Genomic DNA, 26,038 nt, shown 5'->3' with positions numbered 1-26,038 from the left:
GGGTCGGTGAAGTCGATCGGCTTGCCGCCCGACGTCATCGGCTGCAGCGCCCCCAGCGCGGTCCCGCCGTCCGCCTCGCGCTTGAACCAGATGTTCGGGAACGCCAGGAACCGGTGCCACGCCACGCTCATGTCGGCGTTGAGCGAGACCACGATCATCCAGATGAACGACACGCTGACCTTGATGCCCGCGAACAGGTGGACCAGCGTCTCCAGCGTGGACTCGCTCAGCCCCTCGAAAGCCATCACCAGGGGGTACGAGGCGAAGTACGCCGCCTCGTACCCGTCCACGTGGTGCAGGGCGCCCTCCAGGCCGCGCAGGACATAGATCACGGTGCCGATCGTCAGGATGACGTACTCGACGAAGTACGCCTGCCAGGCCGTCGACCCCGCGAACCGGGACTTGCGGCCCGCCCGCGAGGGAAGGTTCAGCAGCCGAATGAGAATGAGCACCGCGATGCCCACGGTGGTCATCACCGTGATGAACTCGACGTACATCTCCCACGGCAGCCACCCACCCAGCAGAGGCAGTTGGAAGTCCGCCACGAACAGCTGGCCCAGCGCCTGCCCCAGGATCGGGATCAGCGTCAGGAAGCCCATCGCCACGAACCAGTGCGCGAGGCCGACGACGCCCCAGCGGTTCATCCGGGTGTGCCCCAGGAACTCCTTCACCAGCGTCACACTGCGCTGGTAGGGATTGTCCGTTCGGCTGCCCGCCGGTACCGGCTGGCCGAGCCCGAAGAACCGCACGAACTGGGCGATGACGCGCACGAACAGCGCCGAGCCCACCACTGTCAGGACCAACGACACGACGATCGCGGCGAGTTGCATGAATGGACTCCTCTGAGACTGCCACGCTCAAGTACTAAGCGGTAACTTATGCAGCTCGTTCGAGAGTATCCAATCGCAGCGCAACGCCGCAGCCACTCACGTGGTGATCTGCGCCGCTCACAGGTCAGTTGACGTGGAGCGCCCGCCTTCGAGCGCGTTCGGTGGACGGATGTCGGCGACCGCCACCGCCCCTTCACCGCACGACCCGAAGCCGCGCATAGGAGCGCAACAAACCGTCCAGAAGGTACCTCGTCCCGATGGTCCGGTGCGCCGGTCGGGGAATCCCTGGGGTGACGGGCGGTGCGGTGTGGGACGGCGGGCGTTGTCCTGGCTGTCCGGTCAGCGGGTGGCGAGGAGGGTGAGTGTGTCGATGACGCGGTTGGAGAAGCCCCACTCGTTGTCGTACCAGGCGACGACCTTGACATGGCGGCCGTCGACGCGGGTGAGGGCGGAGTCGAAGATCGCCGAGGCCGGGTTGCCGGTGATGTCGGAGGAGACGAGCGGGTCGTCGGAGTACTCGAGGACGCCGGCGAGCCGGTCCTGCGCCGCGTTCCGGTAGGCCGTCAGCACGTCGTCGCGTGTCACGTCGCGGGCGACGGTCGTGTTGAGTTCGACGATCGAGCCCACCGGCACCGGCACGCGGATCGAGTCACCCGACAGCTTGCCGTCGAGGTTGGGCAGCACCAGGCCGATCGCCTTGGCGGCTCCGGTCGTGGTCGGCACGATGTTGACGCCGGCGGCCCGGGCCCGGCGGGCGTCGCGGTGCGGGCCGTCCTGCAGGTTCTGCTCCTGCGTGTAGGCGTGCACCGTCGTCATGAACCCGTGCTCGATACCGGCGAGTTCGTCGAGGACCCAGGCCAGCGGCGCGAGCGCGTTGGTGGTGCAGGAGGCGTTCGACACGATGGTGTGCAGGTCCGGGTCGTAGGCATCGGTGTTGACTCCGAACGCGAGGGTGACGTCGGCGCCGTCCGAGGGGGCGCTGACGAGTACCTTGCGCGCGCCGGCGTCAAGGTGGGCGCGGGCGGCCTTCGCGGAGGTGAAGCGGCCGGTCGCCTCAAGGACGATGTCGACGCCGAGACGGGCCCACGGCAGGCGCGCCGGCTCGCGCTCGGCCAGCACCGTGATGCGGCGGCCGTCGACGACGAGGGCGTCCCCGTCGACGGTCACCGGGCGGCCGAGCCGGCCGGCGGTGCTGTCGTAGGCGAGCAGCCGGGCGAGGGCGGCGGGCTCGGTGAGGTCGTTGACGGCGACGACCTCCAGGCTGCTGTCGCGTTCCAGCAGGGCGCGCAGCACGTTGCGTCCGATACGGCCGAATCCGTTGATGGCGATGCGAGTCATGCGTGAAGCCCCTTTTCCCTTTCCCTTGGTTCCTTCCGTACCAAGGCTCGCGCGGAGCTCACGTCGGCGGCAGTGGCGGGACCGCCATGGTTCACAAGGATCCCGCCACACCCCCGCCCCGCTCGCCGCGGCTTCGCCGGCGCGGCGCGGCGCGCGGGTCACTCGCTGCGGGTGAAGGTGCGGCGGTACTCGCCCGGGGTGGTGCCGAGGATGCGCCGGAAGTGCAGGCGCAGGTTCGCGCCGGTGCCGAGGCCGACGTCGGCGGCGATCTGTTCGACGCTGCGCTGCGAGCGTTCGAGGAGTTCGCGGGCCAGGTCGATACGGGCGCGCATCACCCACTGCATCGGGGTGCAGCCGGTCTCCTCGACGAACCGCCGGGACAGTGTGCGGGGCGAGACACCGGCCTGCCGCGCCAGCACGTCGAGGGTGAGAGGCTCGCCCAGGCGGTGCAGGGCCCACTCGCGGGTGGCGGCGAAGCGCTCGCCGAGCGGCTCGGGGACGCTGCGTGGCACGTACTGGGCCTGGCCGCCGCTGCGGTAGGGGGCCGCGACCAGACGCCGCGCCGCGTGGTTCGAGGCGGCGACCCCGAGGTCGGCGCGCAGGATGTGCAGGCACAGGTCGATGCCGGAGGCGGCGCCGGCCGAGGTGAGCACTCGGCCCTCGTCGACGAACAGCACGTTCTCGTCGACCCTCACCAGCGGGTACCTGGCCGCCAGAGCCCGCGTGTAGTGCCAGTGCGTGGTCGCTCGGCGGCCGTCGAGCAGGCCCGTGGCGGCGAGCGCGAAGGCACCCGTCGAGATCGCGGCGAGGCGCGCGCCCCGGTCGTGCGCGGCGGTGAGCGCGTCGACGACCTGTTGTGGCGGGTCCTCGCGGTCGGGGAACCGGTAACCGGGCACGAAGACGATGTCCGCCCACGCGAGGGCGTCGAGACCGTGGGCGACGGAATACGCCAGACCGTCACCGCCGGCCACCAGACCCGGTGCCGCCCCGCACACCCGCACCTCGAACGGCATGCTCGCACGCGTCGTGAACACCTGGGCCGGGATCCCCACATCCAGCGGCTTCGCACCCTCGAGGACAAGAACAGCCACACGACGCAGACGGGAAACCAGCACGCGAAGAGGCTACGCCCACGCCCCGCCACGACCGGGCACATCCCGCCACCCGGGCCGCCGCCAGCGCCAGGCCGATACGCCGACCAGCATGCGTGACGGCCTTGGACGCCGTCCTGAACCGGGCCGGTGTTCCCGCCTGACATCGGAACCCGGTGCACGGCTCATCCATCGCTTGCGGGACGGCTGCCCACGCTATGTGCAGCCGATCACGAATTTCCCTCTCGGTTCCCGCAATCGAATGCTGGGCTGCGTGCGAATATCGCCGGGGCTTTTGCATAGCTGCTGGTCAGGCGGGATTCACGGCCCGTGCTTCTCGCCCTCTCGATGCGTGGCGCGGATTATGCCTCGTTCATGGATTTCCCGCAAAGGCAGCGATTACCGGGATTCTTTCTCCCGCCGTCCTCCCGGTGATAACCTCCCGTGACCCCCGTTATTTCCGAGCTGCCCGACGGTCAGCACTAAGGTTGCCTCAGCCATGCGTTACCGAATACCCAGTCTTCATCCCGCGGCCGTGGCCGGTGGGGCCCTGGCCGTCGGCTTCGGCGGCCTGTATCTGGGCGGGCTGCTGCTGACCGGCGGCGAGATCGAGGCGGGTACGACGGTGCGCGGGGTGGAGATCGGTGGCCTCAGCCATGAGGAAGCCGCCCGGAAGCTCGAGAAGGACCTGCAAGGTCCCGTGCGCGGTCAACAGCTGCCGGTGAAGGCCGGCGGGCGGAGCGGCGTCATCGACGTGCGGCGTGCCGGGCTCGGCTATGACATCGAGGGGACCCTCGATCGCGCACACATGGGTGGGGCCGATCCCGTCAGTGTCATCGGCCGGTTGTTCCGCTCCCGCGGAGGCGACGTCCAGCCGGTCGTACGGCTGGACGAGGAGGATGCCCGCGCCGCGCTGGGCAAGCTCGCCAAGTCCCTCGACCGGAAGGTCCGTGAGGGCGCCGTGACCTTCGACGACGGACGTGTGAAAGAGGTCACGCCCCGCACCGGCCACTCGCTGAACGTGGACGGCGCGCTGGACGCCCTGCGCGACTCCTTCACCCGCGGCCGGACCGACTCGGTGACGACCCTGCCCACGCGTCGGACCGAGCCGAAGGTCGCGGAGCGTGAGGTACGACGCGTCGTGCGCGACTTCGCCGGCCCCGCGATGTCCGCGCCGGTCACGCTCACCGCCGGTGACGAACGGTTCGCGATCGACCAGGCGGTCCTCGGCAAGTACCTCACCCTGCGGCCCGACGACAGCGGCAAGCTGGAGCCCCGGCTCGACGCCAAGGGACTGCGCGCCGACCCGGCGGTCGCCGGCACCCTGGCCCGGCTCCCCGCCCGCCCGGAGAACGCCGAACTGCGCCTGAACGGCGACGCGGTGGAGGTGACCGACGACGCCAGGCCGGCCCGGAGCGTGACCGACGAGGCCCTCGCCGACGCGGTCATGCCGCTCCTCACCGAGTCGGGCGCCGCCCGCACCGGCACCGTGGCGACACGCACCGTCCAGCCCGAGGTGACCCGCCAGAACGCGGCGCGGCTGGGTCTCCGGGAGAAGATGTCGTCGTTCACCGTCAACTTCGAACCGGCGCCCTACCGCACCACGAACATCGCGCGCGCCGTGGAACTCATCAACGGCTCCGTCGTGTCGCCCGGCGAGACCTGGAGCTTCAACCGGACCGTCGGCGAGCGCACCGAGGCCAACGGCTTCGTCGACGGGGTGATGATCCTCGACGACCAGTACGCGAAGGCGCCCGGTGGCGGGGTGTCCGCCGTCGCCACCACGATATTCAACGCAGTGTTCTTCGCCGGGCTCAAGCCCGTCGAACACGGCGCCCATTCCTTCTACATCGAGCGCTACCCCGAGGGCCGCGAGGCGACCGTGGCCTGGGGAAGTCTCGACCTGAAGTTCACCAACGACTCCGGAAACACCGTCTACTTGCAGGCCGAGTCCACCAGCACCTCCGTGACCGTCAACTTCATCGGCACCAAGAAATACGACGAGATCACGTCCGAGACGGGACCGCGCACCAACGTGCGTGAGCCCGAGGAGAAGGTGAGCACCAGCAAGGAATGCGTTCCGCAGACCCCGCTGGAAGGCTTCGACGTCACCGTGGAGCGTGTCTTCCACGACGGCGGCCGAGAAGTGAAGAGGGAGCCGTACCGGACGCACTACACGCCGCGGAACGGGATCACTTGCGAGCCGCCGAAGGACGAGTGACGTGTTCGGACCGTGCGGCCCGCGGTGCTCTCCCCCTCCGGCCGGCGGCCGGCTGCTCTGTGGTCCGCCCTGAACAGCCGGGACAGTGTGCGGTCGCTGGCGCCGACCTGTCTGCCGAGTGCTGCCGGAGTGCGGTTGTCGGCCGGGTCGGCGTGCAGGATCTCGCACAGCGCGATCAGTTGCGGTGCGGTCGGCGTCGGCACGTGCAGCGGCTGCTGGGGCGATATCCATAGTTGGTCGCACAGGACGGCGCGCAGGCGGCGGTGTTCGGGGCTGTCGTCCGCCGGGCCGCGAGTGCAGGCGAGGATGAGTTCCCTCCCTGGGTGGGAACGTCGGTTTCGCGGTGGCGCCGTTTTCTGGTCACCGCCCTGGTCGGTACGGGTGGGCTGCGCCTCTCCCCTCTGCTGTTCCTGCCCGCGCTGGTCGGCAGTGTGCTGACCCTGCCCGTGCTGCGGGCGCTGCACAGGGACAGGGCGTCGCGCGCCTGCGGCGGCAGGGGCGCAGCTCAAGGGCGGGACGACTGGGGGTCGTTCGTGCGGCTGTCCGCTGCAGGTCACGCTCGTCCAGGACTATCTGCCCACGCGCGTCGGCACGGCCGGCGGGATCACCCTCGGCCTCATGGTCAGAAGGCCGCGGAAGATGGCGGGGGTTGCTCCACCGAGCGCACCGTTCGCTGACCGTCAGGTGTCGAAACGGTGGCGGGAGGTCTCGATGTGGCCGAGGTACCGGTGGGTCCAGTCGCACAGTCCGTCGATCGTCACGCGCAGGGCCTGACCCGGCGCGGTGAGGGCGTACTCGACCCGGGGCGGCACGACGGGGTGCACTGTCCGTTCGACCAGGCCGTTGCGTTCGAGCATGCGCAGGTTCTGGGTGAGCATCTTGTGGCTGACGCCTTCGATCTCGTTCCGCAGTTCGCCGAAGCGCAGGGTTCGCTCGCCCAGCGCTTCGATGATCAGCAGCGCCCATTTGTTGGCGATGTCCGAGAAGATCTCCCGCGCCAGGGAGTCCGCGCGCCTCAGGTCCGCTTCGTCGGGCGAGCCCCTGAACTGCTTGGTCACCATGAGGTTCCCCAGTCACTGAAAAGTGCGTTCTTCCATGTCAGCGGACACTCTCCTACGGTTCCTGAGTAACCACAAGAGACCACGGGACGTCCTGGTCCGGTGGCAGCGAGCCCACGGGCTCCCGCGAGGAGGAGACAACATGGCCGTCACACTGGTGAACCCCACCGGACTGCCCGAGATCGATGCCTACCGGCAGGTGTCGGTCGCGACGGGGACGAAGGTGGTGTTCGTCGCCGGGCAGGTCGCCTGGGACGCCGAGGGAGTCACGGTCGGCCGAGGCGATCTCGCCGCCCAGGTCGAGCAGTGCTACCTCAACGTCGCCACCGCCTTGGCCGAGGTCGGCGGCTCCTTCGACGACGTGGCGAAACTGACCGTCTACCTCGTCGACTGGGCGCCCGAGAAGATGCCCCTGGTTCTGGAGGGAGTCGACCGTGCGGCGAAGAAGCTCGGAGTCACCCCGGTCCCGCCCCTCACGGGGATAGGCGTCGCCGCCCTGGCCGGGCCCGACATCCTGGTCGAGGTGGAAGCCACCGCGATCCTCGACTGAACGGATTCCCTTCGCGCTGTCGTGACCGTGGCACGGAGAACATCTCGCCCACAGCACCTCAGACCTCAACTCCTCCTCCATACAGGGGAAATGACAACCAACCATGCGTCAGTGGCACCCCTGAAGGGCTTCATGGGCGACGGAGACGATTCAAACCTCAAGGCCTTCACTTCAACATCTCGTAGAAGTGGCTCCGCTCTGCCACACTCTGGCCTACCTGTCCAACCGACAGGCTCTCTCGCGCCCACAAGGAGCACCCCCATGCTTTCCAAACTGCCCGTGAGAACCGCCCTCGCCGCCCTCGCCGTCACCGGGCTTCTCGCCACCGCGCCCTCGGCGACGGCGGCCCCCCTGGACCCGGCCGCTCCCCCGGCGGTGGCCGCCGCCAAGTCGACGTCCTCCGGTGTCACCGTCAAAATGCCGTCCACGATCGCCGACCGCCTCGGCGCCAGACGCCAAGGGCTGATAGACGCCGTCTCCAGTGACGTGCTCTCCCGGTCCCACGACGCCAAGGACCTCGCCCCCAAGGACGCCGTCGGACAACTCGCCGAAGAGGGCCGCAAGGTGGTGGTGGACGTCCGTACCGCCTCGGCCAACTGGGCCCGTGGCGTGGCGTACGTCGAGGCGTCGCGCGCACGCCACGGCGAGCCCGAGGGCTGGCTCTACATCGCCCACCGCAAGGACGGGCGCTGGGTCTCCGGCCTCGAAGGCGACCAGGAGTTCGCCGACCACGTGGCGAAGTCCCCGCTGGTCGGCAAGGCGGAGCGGCGGACCATGACGGCGTACGCGCAGCGCAAGGTGACGGCACCGGAGCAGGGATCGTCGGTGGGGGCCCTGGCCAACACCGGCGGGCTGCTGCTGCCCTGGATGCCCGACTACTACATGACGCTGACCGGCGGCGCGCACTCCCATGACGGCGCGACGGGTTACTGGAGCAGCCTGGACTTCGCCGGCGGCAACGCCAGCGGCCGGGTCCGGGCCTCGCGGGAGGGTACGGCGACCTCGATGTGCGGTCCCGGCGGCGGCTGGACCCGGGTCATCCACCCCGGTGGCTTCTCGACGGACTACTACCACATGTGGAACGCGACCTATTACAACGGGACGTCGATCGGCAGCAGCGCGCTCCTCGGCAACATCGGCACTGACGTCTGCGCGGGCGGTGCCGCGTCCGGAGCCCACGTGCACTGGAGCCTGCGCACCTACGACGCCAACTACGCCGGCCAGTACACCTGGCTGAACGGCCGTACCGTCGGCGGCTGGACCTGGTGGAACGGCTCCAGCCAGTACTCCGGCTGCGCCACCCGTCTCGGCGTCACCGCCTGTCCCGGCACGGCGATCTACAACCGCACCAGCTGACGGCCCTCCTCCGGCTCCGCGCCCGGCAGCACCCGCCGGGCGCGGAGCACCGGGCGCGGAGCACCGGGCGGGTGCTGCCGGGAAACTACCTCGCCGGGAAAAGTACCTCGCCCCACCGAGGGCGCCCCGTCGGTCGACCGGCTCCCCGCGGCGGCGGGTCTGGGGCGGCTCAGTCGGGCGAAGAGGTTCCGAGGGCCCGCAGTACGTCCGTGGCGGCGCGCCGCACCTGTGAGGAGCTGTCGTCGGACGCCAGACGGGTCAGGCGTTCGCGGGCGGGACCGCTGTCCGGCGGCAGTTCGCCGGTGGCCTCCACCCATGCGCGCAGTCCGGCCACCGCCTCGTAGCGGACGGCCTCGTGCGGATCGTTCAGCCCTCGGACGAAGCGCCGCAGATCCTGGCGGGCGGTGTCGTCGTCCGCGTCCAGGAGCGACAGTGCGGCGGCGCGCACGTCCGCGTCGGATGCTCCGTCGGCCAGACGGCGCAGGCCGGGCAGAGCCTGGTGAAGGCCGTAGAGGGCGTTGCGGGTGCGCCAGGTGTCGTGTCCCGACTCCAGCTGCGCCGTCAGGACCCAGGCCACCGTGTGACGCTCCCACAGGCGCAGTCCCCGCTTCACCAGGATGCCCAGTGCGTCGACCACCCCGCTGCGCAGTGCCGGGTCCTGGTCGTCGAGGAGCGGCATCAACTGCCATACGGCGTCCCACTCGCCGCCCTCCGCGATCGCCATGGCGGCGGCCGCCCGGGTGGGGGCGGGAAGGTCGCCGTCGTCCAGTGCCGAGCGCAGTCGCTCGGCCGCCTCCGGGGTGCCAAGGGTGCCCAAGGCGTGTGCGGCGTCCGGTCCGGCCACGGGGTCCGCCAGCCACCGCAACGCGAGACCCGCCGTGCGCGGGTCGCCCCGCCGTCCGGCGCCACGGAGCATCGCCCCCGCCGTCCGCGGGTCCGACTCGTCCTCCAGGGCTGCGGCCAACGCGTCCTGGGCTGCTGGGGATCCGACGGTCCGCAGCCGGTCGGCCACCGCGGTCCGCACCTGCGCCGACGGGTCCCGCAGACCGGTGAGCAACGAGTCGAGCAGTGCCTCCGTACAGCGGTACGGGACCATGTCCATGGCCCGGACGCGAGCGGCGGCCGCGCCCTCCCTGGCGGTGCGGAGGACCGCTGCTCCGACCGCCGGGTCGTCGGCGAACCGGTACAGCAGCTTGCGGGCCAGCCCCCAGGCGACGGAGTCCGGGTCGCCCAGCAGCCCGGCCACCGCCGTCGCGTCGCCGAGCGCGCCCAGCGCATCCAGGGCGTCCAGGGCGGTCAGAGCGTTGATCCGCACATGCCTGTCCGGGTCGGACAGCAGCCGCGTGTACGCCTGCCTGAGCTCAGGACCGTCGAGCTGGAGACGTATCGCGGCCAGTGACGCGCGGCGCCGCACACGCGGGTCGGGGTCGGCCATCAGCGCCGGCAGCGCGCCGGCCGCGGCATCTCGCACCCCCAGGCGGCCCAGCCCCGCGGCTGCCGCCGCGCGGACCGTGGGATCCCGGTCGTCGGTGGCCCCGACGAGGACGGCGGCGTGCTCCGGTCGCCCGGTCCGCCCCAGGCCTTTGGCCGCCGCAGCGCGTCTCGCCGGATCGGCCGCCTCTCGCAACTCCCGTAGGAAGAACGTGATCTGATGTTCCCTCGAACCTGCCACCACCCCACCACCCCCGACAGGTATGACTCACGAAGCGCCGGAAGGTTGGTCCACGGTCTCCAGGTCTTCAGCCGGACGAGGGTGAGGGCGGCGCGAGGCGCAGGCGATACCCCGGTTCAGGGCTTTCTCGCGACTCCTCCCAGGGCGATCACCTCTCCGGGAGAGCGGCCTGGTTCGGGGCGCCATTCGTTGAGCGGTACGACGCCGGGTTCCAGTAGTTCGAGGCCGTCGAAGAATCCGGCGAGCTGTTCGGGGCTGCGGAGGCTGTAGGGGGCGGCGCCGCTCTCGTTGTAGAGGCGAGTGGCCTCGTAGTTGGCGCGATTGGTGTCGACGCTGTCGTTGAACGCGAAGTAGCTGCCGGACGGCAGGGCGTCCATCAGTGTCCTGATGATCGAGCGTGCCTGCTCGTAGTCGGCGATGTGTCCGCTGACCTGCATCATGGTGAGCGCGACCGGCCGGGTGAGGTCCAAGGTCCGTCCCGCTTCCCGCAGGATGGTCTCCGGATCGTGCAGGTCGGCGTCGATGTAGTCGGTGACGCCCTCGGGGGTGCTGGTCAGCAGCGCGTGGGCGTGGGCCAGGACCAGGGGGTCGTTGTCGACGTAGACGATGCGGGCCTCGGGGTTGATCCGCTGGGCGATCTCGTGGGTGTTGTCCGCTGTCGGCAGGCCGGTGCCGATGTCGAGGAACTGGCTCATCCCGGCCTCCGCGGCCAGGAAGGACACGGCGCGGCCGAGGAAGGCGCGCGAGTCACGGGCGAGGTCGGTGATGCCGGGGAATATCTCGCGGAAGGCATCGCCTGCTTCCTCGTCGACCGGATAGTTGTCCTTGCCTCGCAGCCAGTAGTTCCAGATGCGGGCCGAGTGCGGCACCGTCGTATCAATCCTCGACAACCCAGCGGCGTCAGCCGCCGACGGATCCTGCGACACCAACAACCTCCTTCAAAACTCAACACTGTTGGACCTTCCACCACACACCCTAGATCGTCCGCGGGGCCACTGGCTCCGGCTCGTGGGACGTCTTCCAGCCATCGCGCACGGCCGTGAGGCATGACACCACGCATGGGCTCCCTGCCATGAAGGTCATGATCTCTGTCGACATGGAGGGCATCTCGGGGGTCGTTCATCCCACCGAGACGAACCCGGACCGCTACGACTACGAGCGCGGTCGCGCCTCGATGACAGCCGAGACCAACAGCGTGATATCCGGCGTGTTGCGAGATCGGCCTCAACACCGCCATGGCCGGGCACCTGGGCGTACCCGTGGTCCTGCTCAGCGGCGACGACAGTGCCTGTGCCGAGATGCGCGACCTCGTCCCCTCCACGGTCACCGTTGCGGTCAAGCAGGCTCTCGGTCATAGCGCCGCCGTCGCCCTCCACCCCGAAGCGGCGCGGGAGCGGCTGCGCCGTGCGGCCGGCGAAGCCGTCCTGCGGCGCGCAGACGTGTCCCGCTGGTCCTTGCCGGACCGCTCGCGGTCGAGGTCGATCTGTCCGCGCCGTTCATGGTCGACCTGGCGACACTCGTGCCAGGCGTCTCACGACCCGCCGTCGGCAGCCGGACCGTCGCCTTCACTGCCGCCGACTTCGCCGAGGCGTACCGGGTCGTCCTGCTGCTCGCGCAACTCGCCACCGTCAAACCCGCCTAGGTCATGATCCCGGCAGTGTCGTTCGGGAGACGGGACACGGAGTACGGGCGGGGCACGAGTTCGTCGAAGCGGCGGGCCATGCCGTCGGCGTGTTCCGGTGGGACGAGCCAGGATCGGGCGAGGTCGAACAGGCCGCAGCGCCGCCGCCGGTGCCGCAGCGCCCGCCGCACGGTCGCCGCGCCCGAGAGCATCGACACCGCCCTCGCGGCCCTGCACGGGGACAACCAGACCGAGGACTGGCCCCTGCGCGGCGTGCACGCCATCCTGGGCGTGCCCCCGGCGGCCTGACGCGGCTCACCGGCCCCGTTCGGGCGGTCGAAGGCCGTGGTGTGCGGGGCTTCGCCATTCTCCGCCAGGCCGCGCCGCCCGTTCCCGGGCGCGCGTTGTCTCGTTGTCCCGATCGTGGACAGACATGACACCCCTGCGCCCCTGGCCCGCCTCGCCGACGCCTATTGGCTGGACTCCCCCGTGCCCCTGCACGCCCACGTGGACGCGCACGCCGCTACGGAGGCGGCCGCCGCTCCGGCCTGCTGTCGGCGGGCGGCCGTCCCGGTGGAGAGTTCAGGCGCCGGGACCGGGCCAGAGGGATGCCGGGGCGCCGGTGCTGATGCGTGAGGGGTGCGGGTGTCCGGCGGGAAGGGCCCGCGTACGCGCCCCCGGCCCCGCCCCCGACGTTGGCGCGTTCTCGTCCCCGTCGCCGGCCTGGTCACGCCGGCGGGTTCCGGGTCAGTCACGGGGCGTCCCCATCTGCACCGGCACGAGCGCCGTCACCGCCTTGCCGGCCGGGCCGACGGTGACCTGCACGTCCTCGGACAGCTCCTGCACCATGAGCCAGCCGAAGCCGGGCAGGCCGTTCTCCGCCGTCCGCGCCGCGGGCGGTGTCGGGCTGGCGTCCTCCACCGTGATCCGTACGGTCCCGGGCCGGGCCTCCAGTTCGATCCCGGTCAGCCCGCCGGCGTGCCGCACCGCGTTCGACACCAGCTCGGACACCACGAGCAGGACCGATTCCACCTCGTCCCCGCCCTGGGGCACGTAGGCCGCCAGAAAGCCCCGAGCGAAATCTCGTGCGCGCTCCACCGTCAGCAGGCTTCCTCCGGCCAAGGACCGAGGGTCCTCCTCGGACGAATACACCACCAAGTCCCCTTAAGCATCGATCAACCTCAACCAGGTCTACCCTCACGCCGACCGTCACATCTCTTCGCGAGAAGAGGAACCCGACACGCGATCGGGTGACGGATATCGAGCAACATCACTCTTGGCGCCTTGGCCGTCCGCGGAGCGGCGACGCCAGTGCCGGCGAGTGGACGCGCGCCGGCCGGCCGGCTTCCTCCTGGTCGTCACCGCGCGCGGGCCGGTCCGCGGCGAGCGCGACCAGCGAGTGCGGGGCCTGGCGTATTCTGCGCCCGTGGAACTCCGTTTCGAATCGCGCCGGTCCGACTCGGCGTGGGTCGACACCGTGTGGACCTGCACGAGCGAGCAGGTCGGCGCGATGACGTCCGTCGCCGGGGTGCGCTGGGGTCTGGTGTTCTGGGAGCTGGGCGGCCGGGCGTACGCGGCCGTCACCGGGCCCGAGACGCGGACCGGTACGGCGTCGGTGCCGGAGGGCGCGACGTTCACGGGCATCGAGTTCGCGGTGGGCGCCTCGCTGCGGGCGCTGCCCACGTCGGCGTTGGTCGACGGCGGGGTGGACTTGCCCGACACCACGGCGCGGTCGTTCCGGCTGGACGGCTCGCGGTGGGAGACGCCCGGTCCCGACGACGCCGAGGCCCTGGTCGAGCGGCTCGTACGGGCCGGGGTGGTGGTCCGTGATCCGCTCGTCGCCGAGGTGTTGCGGGGGCGGCGCCCGGTCGCGTCAAAGCGCACGGTCGAGCGGCGGTTCCGTGCCGCGACCGGGCTGACGCGGGGTGCCGTGCGGCAGATCGAACGGGCCCGTACGGCGGCGGAGCTGCTGGCGGCCGGCGAGGCGGCCGGCGATGTCGTCACCGAGCTGGGATACTTCGACGAGCCGCATCTGGCGCGGGCGCTGCGTGCCTATGTCGGGCGTACGGCGGGGCAGTTGCGCGAGGGGGGCGGCGGTGCGATCGCGCTCGACCTGGGGCAGCGCCTGACGTCGTAGATCAACTTCCCGACTCCGTTCGTAAGGCTCTCCGTCCCGCGGGCGTTCGGTCGGCGCGGCTCGGGCCGGCCGGGAAGGCGGGGCGCCGCCTCTGGAGACGGCGCCCCTGTTCTGGTGCTTCCTTCCTTGCCGGTCGATGCGTCAGTCGGCCGGGGTCAGGGCGACCTCCGCGCTGCCGGACAGGGACGGCAGGCCGTCCGGGGGTGAGTCCTGGTAGGACGCGTTGAAGACCGCCTTCAGGTTGTCCGCGCCGGCGTGGCCGCCGTCCACGAACGTCTTGAACGATCCCGAGCAGCCGTTGCTCGACGACAGCGGGTGGCCGTGGGTGTCGTGGCCGAGGATGAACGAGACGGTCACCTTCGAGCAGTCCACCGGCTGGTCGTCGGTGACGGTGACCTCCCAGGTGACGGTGTCGCCCCAGTGGAACTCGGTGCCGCCGTGCGGGGCCGGGTCGGTCGTCAGCGAGACGACCGGGGCCTTGTTGCCGACCACGACGGGCACCGACGCGGAGGCCGAGCGTCCCGTGCTGTCGGTGACCTTCAGGGTGGCGTCGAAGACGGCGTTCTCGGTGAACGTGTGCTTCGGGTTCGCCTCCGTGGAGTCCACGGTGCCGTCGGCGTCGAAGTCCCAGGCGTAGCTGAGGGCGTCGCCGTCGGCGTCCTTCGTGCCGGCGCTGGAGAACTGCACCGTCAGCGGGCTGGTGCCGTTGGTCACGTCGGCGGCGGCCTTCGGCTCCGGGGTGCGGTTGCCCCGCGTGAAGTCGATCCGGGCGAGCTGGGCCTCGGGCAGCTCCGCGAAGTACCCGGTGCCGTATTCGAGGACGTACAGCGCGCCGTCCGGGCCGAACTCGGCGTCGATCGGGCCGTCCGTCTTGATCGAGGGGATCGCGTCCTCGATCTTCTGGATCTCGTTGTCCTTGCCGAGGGTGATGGCCTTCATCTGGTCACGGGTCCACTCGTAGAAGAGCGGCTTGCCGTCGAAGTACTCGGGCCAGCGGTTCTCGGCGGTGTTGCGCCGGTCGTAGCTGTACGCCGGTCCGCCCATGGGGCCGATGCCGCCCGTGCCCAGCTCGGGGAACTCCTCGGAGGCGCCGTAGCCGTAGACCATCTCCGCGTCGGTGACCGGCGGGAGCTCGCTCTGCCCGGTGTTGTGGCGCGAGTCGTTGACCGGCTTGGCGCAGTCGAACGCGCCGCTGGACTTCTGGGTGGCGAAGTCGTAGTCGTGGTACGGCATGTCCTGGGTCACGCAGAACGGCCAGCCGTAGTTGGCGGGGCGGTCGATGACCATCCAGCGGCCGTGGCCGGCGGGGCCGCGGTCGGGGTTCGCCTTGTTGGCGTCGGGCGAGTAGTCGGCGACGTAGACGGCGCCGGTCCTGTCGTCCACACCGAAGCGGAACGGGTTGCGCAGGCCCATGGCGTAGATCTCGGGCCGGGTCTTCGGGGTGCCCGGCGCGAAGAGGTTGCCGTCGGGTATCACGTAGCCGCCGTCGGACTTGACCTTGATGCGCAGGACCTTGCCGCGCAGGTCGTTGGTGTTGCCTGAGGTGCGGCGCGCGTCGTAGGCCGGGTTGCGGTCGGCGCGGTCGTCGAGCGGGGCGTAGCCGTCCGAGGAGAACGGGTTGGAGTCGTCGCCGGTCGACAGGAACAGGTTGCCCTTGTGGTCGAAGTCGATCTTGCCGCCGACGTGGCAGCAGATGCCGCGGTCGGCCGGGACGTCGAGGATCTTCTGCTCGGTGGCGTAGTCGAGCTTGTTGCCCTTGAGCTTGAAGCGCGAGAGCCGCGTGACGCCCTCGTACTTGGCGAAGTCGGCCGCCGAGCCGAACTGCGGGGCGTCCCCCTCGTTGACGCCCGGGGTCGCCGGGTCGTCCATCGGGGTGTCGAGGCGGGGCGAGTAGTACAGGTAGACCCAGCGGTTCTTGGCGAAGCCGGGGTCCACGGCGATTCCCTGGACGCCCTCTTCGTCGTGCTGGTAGAGCCCGGCGGGGCTCTTCTTCATGTCGGCGGCGAGGAAGTTCACGCCGCTCTCGGGGTCGTGGATGCGGACCTCTCCGGTACGCGCCGTGTGCAGGACCCGCCGGTCGGGCAGGACGGCGAGGGCCATGGGCTCGCCCGGGCGGTCGTTGAGGGTGACCTTCTGGAAGTCCGACGGGGCCGGCGGTGCGGTGTCCGTCTTGGCGGCTTGCGCGGCGGAGAGAGGCAGGAGCCCCACGGCTCCGGCCAGCGCTGCCGCCCCCACGAGGGTGGCGATCCGTCTGTTGCGCACTCAGAACTCCTTCTGGTGGTTTCGGGCCTGTCCGACGTCCCGCCCGCCCCGCGCCGGAGCGCCGGGCGGGCCGGGCAAGTGACCGGTCGTCAGCGGCCGGAGCGCAGGGCCGCGATGTTGTCGTAGCCGATCCGGGCGAAGTCCAGGGACTGGCCGGGCACCGTCGCGCTCGGCGCGTTGTCCTGTTCGACCATCGGGTTGTGGTAGTTCTTCGCGCCGACCCGGGTGAAGAACGTCCGGTAGTCGATGTCGCCCGTACCGAACGGCACCATGTCGTAGCCCAGGCCGCTCTGGGTGTTGACCGCACCGTCCTTCGCGTGGAACAGCGGGAAGCGGTTGGTGTTGCGGACGACGAGTGCGGCCGGGTCGAAGATCTGCTCACGCCGCGAGCCGTCGTGGGCCGTGTACGTGTGGAACTTGTACTGGGCGACGTGTGCCCAGAAGACGTCCAGTTCCAGGTAGACGCTCTTCGGGTCGGTCACCTCCAGGAAGTACTCCAGCTTCCGGACGCCGGAGCTGGCGGTCGGCCGGCCCTGGTCGTCGAGCGGGCCGCCGTCGAGGAGGAAGTCGTAGGCGCTGTCGTGGTTGTGGGTGTAGAGCTTGACGCCCTCACGGGCGGCTATGGCGCCCATCGTGTTCCACTTCTCCGCGGCGACGTCCCAGTCGGCCCGGTACGAGCTGCCGGTGGGGTCGCCGCCGGTGCCCATGTGCTCCATGCCGAGGATGTTGGCGATCTCCAGCTGGCGCTTGAAGGTGTCCAGGTCGGACGGGGTCAGCGGCCAGGAGCCCGGGATGAAGCCGTGGCTGCCCTGCGCCCGCAGCCCGTACTCGTCGAGCCAGGACCGCATCAGCTTCGCGCCCTCGACGGTGCCGAGGTCGGCGCCGCCGGGCGCGTTGGCGTGCTGGCCGTAGCCGGCGAACTCCACCTGGCGGTAGCCGAAGCGCGACAGCTGCCGGAACACCTCGCGGAAACCGGAGGGCAGGTCGGAGGCCAGCGGGTCGCGGCCGATCGCGTCACGGACGGTGTAGAGGATGATGCCCCGCTTGTGCGGCGGGACCAGGGCGGAGCGGCCGGAGCCGGCCGCGGAGGCTGCCGTCCCGTCCTGCGCGAGCGCGGGAGCGGCGCCGAAGACCGGGGCGGCGACCGCCGCCGTCGCGGCGGCCGTGCAGGTGCTGAGGAAGCGGCGGCGGCTGACGCCCAGTGTGCGGCGCAGGGCGTCGGCGGTGACGCCTTCGTCGTTGAACGCGGTCACAGTGGTTCTCTCTTTCGTTGTCACGGTGGTGCGGATGACGTGCGGCCGGCCGCGGCCTGTTCAGGACAGGCCGGCGAGCCGCAGGAGCAGGGACTTCACTTCGGTGGCCGCGACGCGGCCGGACACTGCGCGGGGGGTGGAGACCAGGACGAGCGGACCGTCGTCGTCGCTCTGCGGGAGGCGGCCGTGGCTGCCGCGGACGGGTGAGGGATCGAGGGGCACGACCGCCATGCGGTAGCGCATGCCGAGCTTCTTGCGGGCCACCGCCTTGGCCGCCCTGACCCGCACGTACGGGTCGTGCGGGTCCATGAACAGCTCGACCGGGTCGTAGCCGGGTTTGCGGTGGATCTCCACGAGCTGCGCGAAGTCGGGCGCGTGGGCGTCGTCGAGCCAGTAGTAGTACGTGAACCAGGCGTCGGGCTCCGCGATCGCGACGAGTTCGCCGGAGCGCGGGTGGTCGAGGCCGTTCGCCTTCTTGCCCTCGTCGTCGAGCAGGGTCTCGATGCCGGGCAGGTCCGCGAGGGCGGCGCGGGTGGCCGGCAGGTCCTCGGGGCGGCGGACGTAGACGTGGGCGATCTGGTGGTCGGCGACGGCGAAGGCGCGGGACGCCATCGGGTCGAGGTACTCCATGCCGTCCTGCGCGTGCACCTCCAGCAGTCCGGCGCGGCGCAGGGCGCGGTTGATGTCGACCGGGCGGCTGACGCGGGTGATGCCGTACTCCGACAGTGCGACGACCGTGCGGCCCTCCGCGCGGGCGTCGTCGAGCAACGGGCCGATGACGGCGTCGAGTTCGGCGGCGGCCCGGTGGGAGCGCGGATCGTCGGGGCCGTAGCGCTGCAGGTCGTAGTCGAGGTGCGGGAGGTAGCAGAGCGCGAGGTCGGGCCGGTTCGTGCGCAGGATGTGGCGGGTCGCGTCGGCGATCCACTGGCTGGAGACGAGGTCGGCGCCGGGGCCCCAGAAGTGGAAGAGGGGGAAGGTGCCGAGTTTCGCGGTGAGTTCGTCGTGCAGGGCGGGGGGCCGGGTGTAGCAGTCGGGTTCCTTGCGGCCGTCGGCGTAGTAGACGGGGCGGGGGGTGACGGTGATGTCGGTGTCGGCGCCCATGGCGTACCACCAGCAGATGTTGGCGACCGTGTAGCCGGGGTGGGCGCGGCGGGCGGCGTCCCAGAGTTTGTCGCCGGCGACGAGGCCGTTGTGCTGGCGCCACAGCAGGACCTCGCCGAGTTCGCGGAAGTACCAGCCGTTGCCGACGATGCCGTGCTCGGCGGGCGGCGCCCCGGTGAGGAAGGTGGACTGGGCGGCGCAGGTGACGGCGGGCAGCACGGTGGAGAGGTTCGCCTGCGAGCCGGAGGCGGCCAACTCCTTGAGGCGGGGCATGTGGTCGAGGAGCCGGGGGGTGAGGCCGACCACGTCGAGGACGAGGAGCGGGGTGGGTCCGGTGCTCACGGCAGCTCCTTGAGGCCGAGGTCGGTCAGCAGGTCGCGGGCGAGGGTGAGTTCGGCGGCGATGCCGTCGACGAGCTGGGACCGGGAGCGGGGGCGCAGTTCGGGCGGGAGGGCCTGCCAGGTGTAGGTCTCGACCTCCAGGTGGCGGGTGAGCGGGTGCGGGCCGCCGACCAGGTGGGTCAGCGCCTCCTGGAGGACGTCCAGGGTGGAGGTGAGCGGCGGGGCGGGTGGGGCGTGCAGGGGGACGTGGAAGTGGGCGCGCCAGGGTGCGGCGTCGGGCAGGGCCTCGCCGGTGAGTGCCTCGTCGAGGTCGTCGGTGCCGCGCAGGCCGGCCGCCGTGGCGGTGCGGGTCTGGTGCAGGAAGCGGGGTTCGGCGAAGGCGGCGAGCGCCTCGCGGACCTCCGGCAGGTGGGGTTCCTCGGCGTGCAGGGCGGCCGACAGTTGCGCCTTGGGGACGGCGACGCCCGCCGCGTCGAGCGCCGCGAGCGCCGTGCCGGGGTTCTCGAAGGAGGTGGCGAGGTGGCACGTGTCCACGCACACGCCGATGCGGTCGCCGGGCAGTGCGGTGAGCGGGGCGACGGCGTCGGCGGTCGTCTCGACCGTGCAGCCGGGTTCCGGCTCCAGGGCGATGCGGATCGACTTGCCGGTGAGGTCCTGCAGCGCGTCGAGCCGGCCCGCCAGGGTGGTCAGCGCCGCGTGGGCGGTGGCAGCGGCGTGCTCGTCGAAGACGGTGCGCCAGGCGAGGGGCAGGGTGGAGATGGTGCCCTCGGTGACGTCGTCCGGCAGGAGCGCGGACAGCAGCCGGGCCAGGTCGGTGGTGTACGCGAGGCGTTCCGGGTCGGTCCAGTCGGGCTTGTAGACGCGGTACTTGACCTCGTCGGCGCCGAACCCCTCGTAGGGGAAGCCGTTCAGTGTGACGACTTCGAGGCCGCGTCGGTCCAGTTCCGCGCGCAGTCCCCGCAGCGCCACCGGGTCGCAGGTCAGGGCGTGTGCGGCGTCCTTGGCCAGCCACAGGCCGATGCCGAGGCGGTCGCGGCCCAGGCTCTTGCGGACCGGTTCGCAGTGGTCGCGGAGTTGGGCGAGGACGCCGTCGAGGGTTTCGGCGGGGTGGACGTTGGTGCAGTAGGCGAGGTGGACGGTGGAGCCGTCGGGGTGCCGGAAGCGCATCGTTCGCTCCTCATTCCCCGCCGCGCAGGATGGAGTTGCCCTCGTGCAGGCTCTCCGGCTTCGGGACGTCGAGGCTCAGGCGTCCGCTGAGCCCGTAGAAGGCGACGGGGTTTCGCCACAGCACCTGGTCGACGTCGTCCTCGCCGAAGCCGGCCGCGAGCATGGCGTCGGCGACCTTCCGGGTCTTCAGCGGGTCGCTCCTGCCCCAGTCGGCGGCCGAGTTGACGAGGACCTTCTCGGTGCCGTACGTCCGCAGGATGGTGACCATGCGGTCCTCGTCCATCTTGGTGTCCGGGTAGACGGAGAAGCCGAGCCAGCAGCCGCTGTCCTTGGCGTGGGCGACGGTCGTCTCGTTGAGGTGGTCGAGCAGCACGCGCTCCGTGGGCAGCGCCGATTCGCGGACGACGTCGACGGTGCGGTGCAGTCCGGCGAGTTTGTCGCGGTGCGGGGTGTGCACGAGCGCGGGCAGGCCGTGGTCGGCGGCGAGTTGGAGCTGGGCGGCCAGGGCGGTGTCCTCGGCGGGCGTCATGGAGTCGTAGCCGATCTCGCCGACGGCGACGACGCCGTCCTTGACGAGATAGCGGGGCAGGGCGTCCAGGACCGGCGTGCAGCGCGGGTCGTTCGCTTCCTTGGGGTTGAGGGCGATGGTGCAGTGGTGGGCGATGCCGTACTGGGCGGCGCGGAAGGGTTCCCAGCCGAGGAGGGAGTCGAAGTAGTCGAAGAAGCTGGCCGGGGAGGTGCGGGGCTGGCCGAGCCAGAACGACGGTTCCACCACGGCGCGCACACCGGCCGCGTGCATGGCCTCGTAGTCGTCGGTGGTGCGGGACGTCATGTGGATGTGGGGGTCGAAGATACGCATCAAAGCTCCTTGGGTTCGTCGCCCGTCAGGCTCAGTACGCGGCCGAGGTCGTGGGGGACGTCGCGGCCGGCGGCGGTCCGCTCGGCGGCGTAGTCGGCGAGCATGCGGGCCAGTTCGCCGTCGCCGGCCGCCCGCTGCGCCAGGCTCGCGACGGCATCGACGGGGACGCCGGTGAACAGGCACTTCAGGACGGCCTGGCGCCAGGCGTGCGGGTCCAGGTGGGCGGCGGCGTAGGGGCCGACGGCGGCGGCGACGAGGCTGGTGTCGTTGCTGCGCAGGGCGTCCTCGACGAGGGGCACGGCGTCCGGTCCGTCCACGAGGGACGGCAACGCCCGCAGTACGGCGCGGCGTTCGGCGGCGCTGCCCTGCTGGTAGAGCCGGGTCAGCGTCTCGACGCCGACGCCGGCCTCGATGAGGAGGAGCGTGCGGACGGCGTCCGCGATGTCGTGACCGCAGTGCCGCCCGGCCGCCGCGAACCGCAGCTCCCAGGGGTGGGAGACGTACGGGGAGGAAGCCGCCGTGGGTGCCTTCGTCGCGTCGGCGGCTTCGGCCAGCGCTTCCTGGAACCAGGCGCGCGCGGTGTCGTCGGGCAGCACCGCTTCGACGTCCGCGCGGGTCCACGCGGGGGTTTGGGTCATGGTGTCGGGACTCCCTTCGTGGCGGCGGCCTCCGCAGTCCGGAGGAAGTCGATGGAGGCGCGGGCCAGTTCGGGCCCGGCGTGCGAGTGGCGGGGCAGCTCGACGACGGTGAGGCCCTGGTAGCCGGTGGCGGCGAGCGCGTCCAGCACGGGCGGGAAGTCGATCTCGCCGTCGCCGAACGGCAGATGTTCGTGCACCCCGCGGCGCATGTCCTCGATCTGCACGTGCCGCAGCCAGGGTCCGGCCTCACGGACGCAGTCGACGGGCGGGGCCGGCTCCAGGCACTGGCAGTGGCCTATGTCGAGGGTCAGGCCGAGCGGGGACGGGCTGCCCAGCAGGGTGCGCAGGTGGTGGAAGTCGGCGAGGGTGGCCAGGAGATGTCCCGGTTCGGGTTCGACGGCGAGCGGCACGCCGGCGGCCTCGGCGGCGTCCAGTACGGGCGACAGGGCCTCCGCCAGGCGCCGCCACGCGGTGTCGTCGTCGGTGCCGGGCGGTGTGATGCCGCTGAAGCAGTGCACGGCGTGCGCACCGAGGTCCGCCGCGACGCCGACCGCCGTGATCAGCAGCCGGGAGCGGGCGGCACGCGCCTCGGGGTCGGCGTCCAGCAGCGTCGGGCCGTGCTTGCGGCGCGGGTCGAGTACGTAGCGGGCGCCGGTCTCGACGGTCGCGGTGAGGCCGAGTTCGCCCAGGCGGCGGGCCACGTGGGCGGTGCGGGCGGCGAGATCGGGAGCGAGCGGGTCGAGGTGCATGTGGTCGAGGGTGAGTCCGACGCCGGCGTAGCCCAGGTCGGCGAGCAGACCCAGCGCGTCGTCGAGACGGAGGTCGGTCAGGCCGTTGGTGCCGTAACCGAGGCGGAGTGGCTGCCGACGGCTCATGTGACGCTCACCTTCCGTGCGAGCCTGCGGGCGAGGGGGGCCAGCCCCAGCAGCGCGAGTCCGGTGACGCCCGCCCCCGACCTGGCCGCGAGGGCTGCCTGGAGCGGGATCATGGCGCGGATGCCGCCGCCGACGGCGCGCTGCGTGAGGGGCGGGGACGGGTTCAGGGCGGCGTGCAGCTGGGGGACGGCGGCGGTACGGACGTACGCGGCGGCGTGCAGACAGGGGACGGCGACCGTACGGAGGTAGGCGGTGGCCGACAGGCCCGGGGCGGTCCCGGCGGTGCCGCGCGGCCGTGCCAGCAGCAGGCCGAGCGCGGTCGTCGTGCCGAGCGCGGCGAGGGGGACGAGCGTCGAACCGCCGTGCGCCTCGTGCCGTGACACGGCGGTGACGGCGTAGGTGTGAGCGGCCAGCGCGGTGGCGGCCGGGAGCGCGGCGAGCAGGGCGGCGCTCGGGGTGGCGGGGCTGAGGGCGCGGGCGGGGGGTCCTCCGCCGTCCCGCGGTTTCCCGGGGCCGGCGCTCCGGCGGCTCGTCGAGGGGCGCACTCCCCCGCTGCGGCCCTGGTGGCCGGTCGGCGGTCTCACTCCCCCGGTCGGCGGCGTGCGGGTGTCCGGGCCGGGGCGCGCCGGGACGGCTGCGGCGCGGGCCGGTCCGGGGACGGACGGCGCGCCGACGCCGCCGGCGCGGAGCAGCGGGCGACGGGCGCCCGGGAACGGTGCCGGGGCGGCGGCCTGTTGGCCGGGCGGGCCGGAGGCACGGCGCCGGCGCCACGGCGGCTGCGGCATGGCGTCGGCGGCCGTGTCGCCCGGGCGCGCGGTGCCGACGGCCGTCCCGCCGGACGGCGCCGTCGTCCCCGGCCGCATGGTCGCCGTGGCTCCGAGCAGGACGTCCAGGGCGCGGGCCGCGGCCATCGCCGCGGGGCCCGCGGGGGTGTGCTTCAGGCGGAGGTCGTACGCCCAGACCGTGGCGGTCAGGGCCGTCGCCACCGCGAGCGCGGGCCGGCCGGCGCGGGCCGCGAGGCCGAGGCCGGCCGCGGTCAGGAGTCCGGCCGCGCCCAGCGCCGCCGTCGGGGCGATCCGGCCGGAGGGGACGGGCCGGTGCGGGCGGTCGACGGCGTCCTCCTCGCGGTCGGCCCAGTCGTTGAGCGCCATGCCCGCCTCGTAGAGGCAGAGCGAGGCGCCCACGGCGTACGCCGTGCCCCGGTTGGGCCGGACCCCGACCGCCGCGGCGCCGGCGAGGGCGTCGCCGGGGACGGTGAACAGCGCGGACACGCGGAGCAGTTCGGCCCAGTCGCGCAGCCGCGCCCGCCGGGCGCGCTCCGGTGCCGCGTCGGCCCGGCGCCGCCCGCTCCTGGCCTCGGTGGGCCTCGGGGCGGACACGAGCGCGGGTGGTGCGAGGCGGGAGATCAGTGAGCGGATCACTTGGTCTCCCGCAGCCGGTCGGCGAAGGACAGCAGCGCGGTGAACTGCTCCGAGAGGCCCGAGGGGCCCCCGTCGGGGTCCTTGAAGTAGAAGCCCAGTTCCGGCAGCGGGCCCGACAGGCCGGCCTCGTGGGCGCGGGCGACCAGGCGGGCCAGGTCGAGGACGAGGGGGGCGGCGAGGGCGGAGTCGCAGCCCTGCCAGATGGTCTGGAGGATCATCCGTGAGCCGAGGAAGCCCTCGAAGGCGATGTGGTCCCAGGCGGTCTTCCAGTCGCCGAGCGCGGGCACGTCGTCGATGTGCACCTCGCCCTGCGGCGTGTGACCGAGGGTTTCGGCCAGGACTCGCTCCTTGCCGGCGTTCTTCGCCGCGGCCGCCGCCGGGTCGGCCAGCACCGCGCCGTCGCCGCCGCCGAGCAGGTTGGTGCCGGACCAGGCCCGTACGTCCAGGGCGCGTTGGACGAACATCGGGGCGAGCACGGCCCGCAGCAGTGTCTGTCCGGTCTTCCCGTCCCGGCCCGCGTGGGGCAGTCCGCCGGCCGCGGCGGCCTCCGTGAGGCCCGGGGTGCGCAGCCCGGTGGACGGCGTGAAGTTGACGTAGGAGCAGCCCGCGCGCACGGCGGCGGCCGCGTAGAGGGAGCTGGGCGGCAGGCGTTCCGCATCGGGTGCGGGGACCGGCTCGGTGGAGGAGACGTTCACGACGACGATCCGCGCCAGTGCGTTGCGCGAGCGGAAGGAGGTGAGGTCGGCGGCGAAGCGGGTGATGAGGTCCTCGTCGCTACACGTGTCACCGGGCAGCGGACCGCCGGTGCGGATCTCCTCGTCCGCGGCCTGGAGTTCGGCGCGTACGGCGGCGGCGAGGCCGTGGGGCAGGACTCCTGCGCCGGTGAGCTGTTCGGCCCGCTTGGGCAGGGGGCAGTCGGCGGTGTCGTGGCCGCCGAAGACGAGGGAGTCCAGGGGCGGCAGGCCGGTGCCGTGGAACGGTGGGGTCTCGGTGACCATGCCGGTCGGCGGGTGCAGTCCGGCAGTGACCGCCGCACATCCGGCGACGGCGGTGGTGGCCACCGATCCGCGGGCTCCGACGAACCAGACACCGGTGCGTGCGGACCGTCCGGCGGTCCGGGGCTGCGATGTGTTCCCGTCGTTGGTCACGGGCTGCCTCCCTGCCAGGTCGATGTTCCGATGGGGGTGCGGGGACGGCGGCGGGGGCGAGATGCCTCCCGCGCGCCGCCGTCGTGCGGCGGACTTCGCGGCGCCGTCAGGTCGCGGGCTTCGGTCGCGGTCGCGAACGCGGGCTTCGACCGGGGTTCCGGGCGGCCGAGTTCCGTGTCGGCGCGGTTAGGCGGGCGAGTCGGCGGCGAGCGGGCCGCCGGTGCGAAGGAGCGGGCTCTTGGGGGCTCTTGGCTCTGTGCTGTGCACGGATGTCCTCCGAAGGCCGGTCGTGCGCGGGTGAGTCCTGATGAGTCCTGATGCGCCGTCAGTCGTGAACCACCTGTTGCTGCTGTGCACGTTGGGGGGACCGTAGCCCGGTTCGTCCGCGACGGAAAGCCCTTGCGCATCGAAGAAGTCGAACTTTTTCCATAGCTAGGACAAAGGCATGTTCCGGGCAGCCCGGACCGACCCGGCGGCTCGGCCGCCGCCGGGTCCTGTCCCTGCCGCAGCACTAGCTGTCGCCGCCTCCGAAGGCGGCGTCGAAGGATGCCGTGGGCGGTTCGAAGTCGTAGGCCTTCAGACGGGTCAGGGCCTCCGGCGCGCCCTGGAGGCGGTCCATGCCGGCGTCCTCCCACTCCACCGAGACCGGGCCGGTGTAACCGATCGAGCGCAGCATGCGGAAGACGTCTTCCCAGGGGACGTCGCCGTGGCCGGCGGAGACGAAGTCCCAGCCGCGGCGGGGGTCGCCCCAGGGCAGGTGGGAGCCGAGGCGGCCGTTGCGGCCGTCGAGGCGTTTGCGGGCCTCTTTGCAGTCGACGTGGTAGATGCGGTCGCGGAAGTCGAGGAGGAAGCCGACCGGGTCGAGGTCCTGCCACACGAAGTGGGAGGGGTCGAAGTTGAGGCCGAACGCCGGCCGGCGGCCGACCGCTTCGAGGGTGCGGACGGTCGTCCAGTAGTCGTAGGCGATCTCGCTGGGATGGACCTCGTGGGCGAAACGCACGCCCTCGGCGTCGAACACGTCGAGGATCGGGTTCCAGCGTTCGGCGAAGTCCTCGTAGCCGCGGTCGATCATCCGCTGCGGTGCCGGGGGGAACATCGC

21 protein-coding genes and 4 pseudogenes are annotated in these 26,038 nt (G+C 71.8%); 6 read left to right on the top strand and 19 right to left on the bottom strand.

Going from position 1 to position 26,038, the window contains the following annotated elements:
• The 3 genes and pseudogenes from ACZ7D7_RS33605 to ACZ7D7_RS33595 form a co-directional block, all read right to left on the bottom strand.
• Positions 1–830: pseudogene (locus tag ACZ7D7_RS33605) on the bottom strand (Fe-S oxidoreductase); the annotation flags it as partial.
• Between the two features lie 339 nt (positions 831–1,169).
• Positions 1,170–2,168 (bottom strand): type I glyceraldehyde-3-phosphate dehydrogenase, encoded by a 999-nt coding sequence (gap, locus tag ACZ7D7_RS33600; RefSeq protein WP_470829325.1) that lies wholly within the window; start codon positions 2,166–2,168, stop codon positions 1,170–1,172.
• Between the two features lie 158 nt (positions 2,169–2,326).
• Entirely contained in the window at positions 2,327–3,283 is a 957-nt protein-coding gene (locus ACZ7D7_RS33595) for a GlxA family transcriptional regulator (protein WP_470829324.1), read from the bottom strand.
• Between the two features lie 475 nt (positions 3,284–3,758).
• On the opposite strand from ACZ7D7_RS33595, the gene ACZ7D7_RS33590 reads away from it, so the two are divergent.
• Positions 3,759–5,480 (top strand): VanW family protein, encoded by a 1,722-nt coding sequence (locus ACZ7D7_RS33590; RefSeq protein WP_470829322.1) that lies wholly within the window; start codon positions 3,759–3,761, stop codon positions 5,478–5,480.
• Positions 5,481–5,542: 62 nt separating this feature from the next.
• On the opposite strand, the pseudogene ACZ7D7_RS33585 reads toward ACZ7D7_RS33590, so the two are convergent.
• Positions 5,543–5,797, bottom strand: a pseudogene (locus tag ACZ7D7_RS33585) (AraC family transcriptional regulator); the annotation flags it as partial.
• Between the two features lie 363 nt (positions 5,798–6,160).
• A complete protein-coding gene (locus ACZ7D7_RS33580) occupies positions 6,161–6,541 on the bottom strand; it encodes a winged helix-turn-helix transcriptional regulator (RefSeq protein ID WP_470829321.1) in 381 nt (126 codons plus the stop codon).
• Between the two features lie 139 nt (positions 6,542–6,680).
• On the opposite strand from ACZ7D7_RS33580, the gene ACZ7D7_RS33575 reads away from it, so the two are divergent.
• Both ACZ7D7_RS33575 and ACZ7D7_RS33570 read left to right on the top strand, forming a co-directional pair.
• Positions 6,681–7,088 carry a RidA family protein gene (locus tag ACZ7D7_RS33575; RefSeq protein ID WP_470829320.1) on the top strand — a complete coding sequence of 136 codons (408 nt, stop codon included), beginning with the start codon at positions 6,681–6,683 and terminating at the stop codon, positions 7,086–7,088.
• Positions 7,089–7,349: 261 nt separating this feature from the next.
• Positions 7,350–8,444 (top strand): M23 family metallopeptidase, encoded by a 1,095-nt coding sequence (locus ACZ7D7_RS33570; RefSeq protein WP_470829319.1) that lies wholly within the window; start codon positions 7,350–7,352, stop codon positions 8,442–8,444.
• A 169-nt stretch (positions 8,445–8,613) separates the two neighbouring features.
• Here the strand turns inward: ACZ7D7_RS33570 and ACZ7D7_RS33565 are convergent, their stop codons facing one another.
• Together ACZ7D7_RS33565 and ACZ7D7_RS33560 are read right to left on the bottom strand one after the other, a co-directional pair.
• Complete coding sequence (locus tag ACZ7D7_RS33565) at positions 8,614–10,116, bottom strand: HEAT repeat domain-containing protein (RefSeq protein WP_470829318.1); 1,503 nt, start codon at positions 10,114–10,116, stop codon at positions 8,614–8,616.
• 116 nt (positions 10,117–10,232) lie between these two features.
• On the bottom strand, positions 10,233–11,042 hold the full coding sequence (locus ACZ7D7_RS33560) for an SAM-dependent methyltransferase (RefSeq protein WP_470829316.1): 810 nt from the start codon (positions 11,040–11,042) through the stop codon (positions 10,233–10,235).
• 146 nt (positions 11,043–11,188) lie between these two features.
• Here ACZ7D7_RS33560 and ACZ7D7_RS33555 point away from each other — a divergent pair.
• Both ACZ7D7_RS33555 and ACZ7D7_RS33550 read left to right on the top strand, forming a co-directional pair.
• Positions 11,189–11,320 (top strand): annotated as a pseudogene (locus tag ACZ7D7_RS33555) (M55 family metallopeptidase); the annotation flags it as partial.
• Positions 11,321–11,333: 13 nt separating this feature from the next.
• Positions 11,334–11,758 (top strand): annotated as a pseudogene (locus tag ACZ7D7_RS33550) (M55 family metallopeptidase).
• On the opposite strand, the gene ACZ7D7_RS33545 reads toward ACZ7D7_RS33550, so the two are convergent.
• Together ACZ7D7_RS33545 and ACZ7D7_RS33540 are read right to left on the bottom strand one after the other, a co-directional pair.
• Positions 11,755–11,955, bottom strand: coding sequence for a hypothetical protein (locus tag ACZ7D7_RS33545; RefSeq protein WP_470829314.1), 201 nt, complete (start codon positions 11,953–11,955; stop codon positions 11,755–11,757). The pseudogene ACZ7D7_RS33550 and the gene ACZ7D7_RS33545 overlap by 4 nt on opposite strands.
• Before the next feature lie 529 nt (positions 11,956–12,484).
• Positions 12,485–12,859 (bottom strand): ATP-binding protein, encoded by a 375-nt coding sequence (locus ACZ7D7_RS33540; protein ID WP_470829313.1) that lies wholly within the window; start codon positions 12,857–12,859, stop codon positions 12,485–12,487.
• 304 nt (positions 12,860–13,163) lie between these two features.
• Between ACZ7D7_RS33540 and ACZ7D7_RS33535 the strand changes: the two genes are divergently transcribed.
• Positions 13,164–13,874 carry a helix-turn-helix domain-containing protein gene (locus ACZ7D7_RS33535; protein WP_470829312.1) on the top strand — a complete coding sequence of 237 codons (711 nt, stop codon included), beginning with the start codon at positions 13,164–13,166 and terminating at the stop codon, positions 13,872–13,874.
• Positions 13,875–14,015: 141 nt separating this feature from the next.
• On the opposite strand, the gene ACZ7D7_RS33530 is transcribed toward ACZ7D7_RS33535, so the two are convergent.
• The 10 genes from ACZ7D7_RS33530 to ACZ7D7_RS33485 all read right to left on the bottom strand — a co-directional run.
• Positions 14,016–16,136, bottom strand: coding sequence for a PQQ-dependent sugar dehydrogenase (locus tag ACZ7D7_RS33530; protein ID WP_470829311.1), 2,121 nt, complete (start codon positions 16,134–16,136; stop codon positions 14,016–14,018).
• Positions 16,137–16,225: 89 nt separating this feature from the next.
• Positions 16,226–17,389, bottom strand: a complete 1,164-nt coding sequence (locus ACZ7D7_RS33525; RefSeq protein ID WP_470829310.1) for a sugar phosphate isomerase/epimerase family protein — start codon at positions 17,387–17,389, stop codon at positions 16,226–16,228.
• Between the two features lie 60 nt (positions 17,390–17,449).
• Complete coding sequence (locus ACZ7D7_RS33520; RefSeq protein WP_470829308.1) at positions 17,450–18,832, bottom strand: nucleotide pyrophosphatase/phosphodiesterase family protein; 1,383 nt, start codon at positions 18,830–18,832, stop codon at positions 17,450–17,452.
• Complete coding sequence (eboE, locus tag ACZ7D7_RS33515) at positions 18,829–19,998, bottom strand: metabolite traffic protein EboE (protein WP_470829307.1); 1,170 nt, start codon at positions 19,996–19,998, stop codon at positions 18,829–18,831. The genes ACZ7D7_RS33520 and eboE overlap by 4 nt, the downstream gene beginning before the upstream one ends.
• 10 nt (positions 19,999–20,008) lie before the next feature.
• The gene (locus tag ACZ7D7_RS33510) at positions 20,009–20,857 is read right to left on the bottom strand and encodes a TatD family hydrolase (protein ID WP_470829306.1); all 849 of its coding nucleotides are present in this window, start codon (positions 20,855–20,857) and stop codon (positions 20,009–20,011) included.
• Entirely contained in the window at positions 20,857–21,495 is a 639-nt protein-coding gene (locus ACZ7D7_RS33505) for an EboA domain-containing protein (protein WP_470829305.1), read from the bottom strand. The genes ACZ7D7_RS33510 and ACZ7D7_RS33505 overlap by 1 nt, the downstream gene beginning before the upstream one ends.
• Positions 21,492–22,370, bottom strand: coding sequence for a sugar phosphate isomerase/epimerase family protein (locus ACZ7D7_RS33500; protein ID WP_470829304.1), 879 nt, complete (start codon positions 22,368–22,370; stop codon positions 21,492–21,494). Before ACZ7D7_RS33500 ends, ACZ7D7_RS33505 begins: the two co-directional genes overlap by 4 nt.
• Positions 22,367–23,791: a UbiA family prenyltransferase gene (locus tag ACZ7D7_RS33495; RefSeq protein WP_470829303.1), complete on the bottom strand. Its 1,425-nt coding sequence runs from the start codon at positions 23,789–23,791 to the stop codon at positions 22,367–22,369. Before ACZ7D7_RS33495 ends, ACZ7D7_RS33500 begins: the two co-directional genes overlap by 4 nt.
• Positions 23,788–24,939, bottom strand: a complete 1,152-nt coding sequence (locus ACZ7D7_RS33490) for an inositol-3-phosphate synthase (protein WP_470829302.1) — start codon at positions 24,937–24,939, stop codon at positions 23,788–23,790. Before ACZ7D7_RS33490 ends, ACZ7D7_RS33495 begins: the two co-directional genes overlap by 4 nt.
• 511 nt (positions 24,940–25,450) lie before the next feature.
• Positions 25,451–26,038 (bottom strand): sugar phosphate isomerase/epimerase family protein (locus ACZ7D7_RS33485; protein WP_470829300.1); only part of this gene is annotated, 588 nt, incomplete at its 5' end.

The sequence above is a fragment of the Streptomyces sp. NPDC037054 genome (assembly GCF_055606745.1).
The sequence above is the reverse complement of the archived record's forward strand: the minus strand, read 5'-3'. Positions and strand labels throughout refer to the sequence as shown.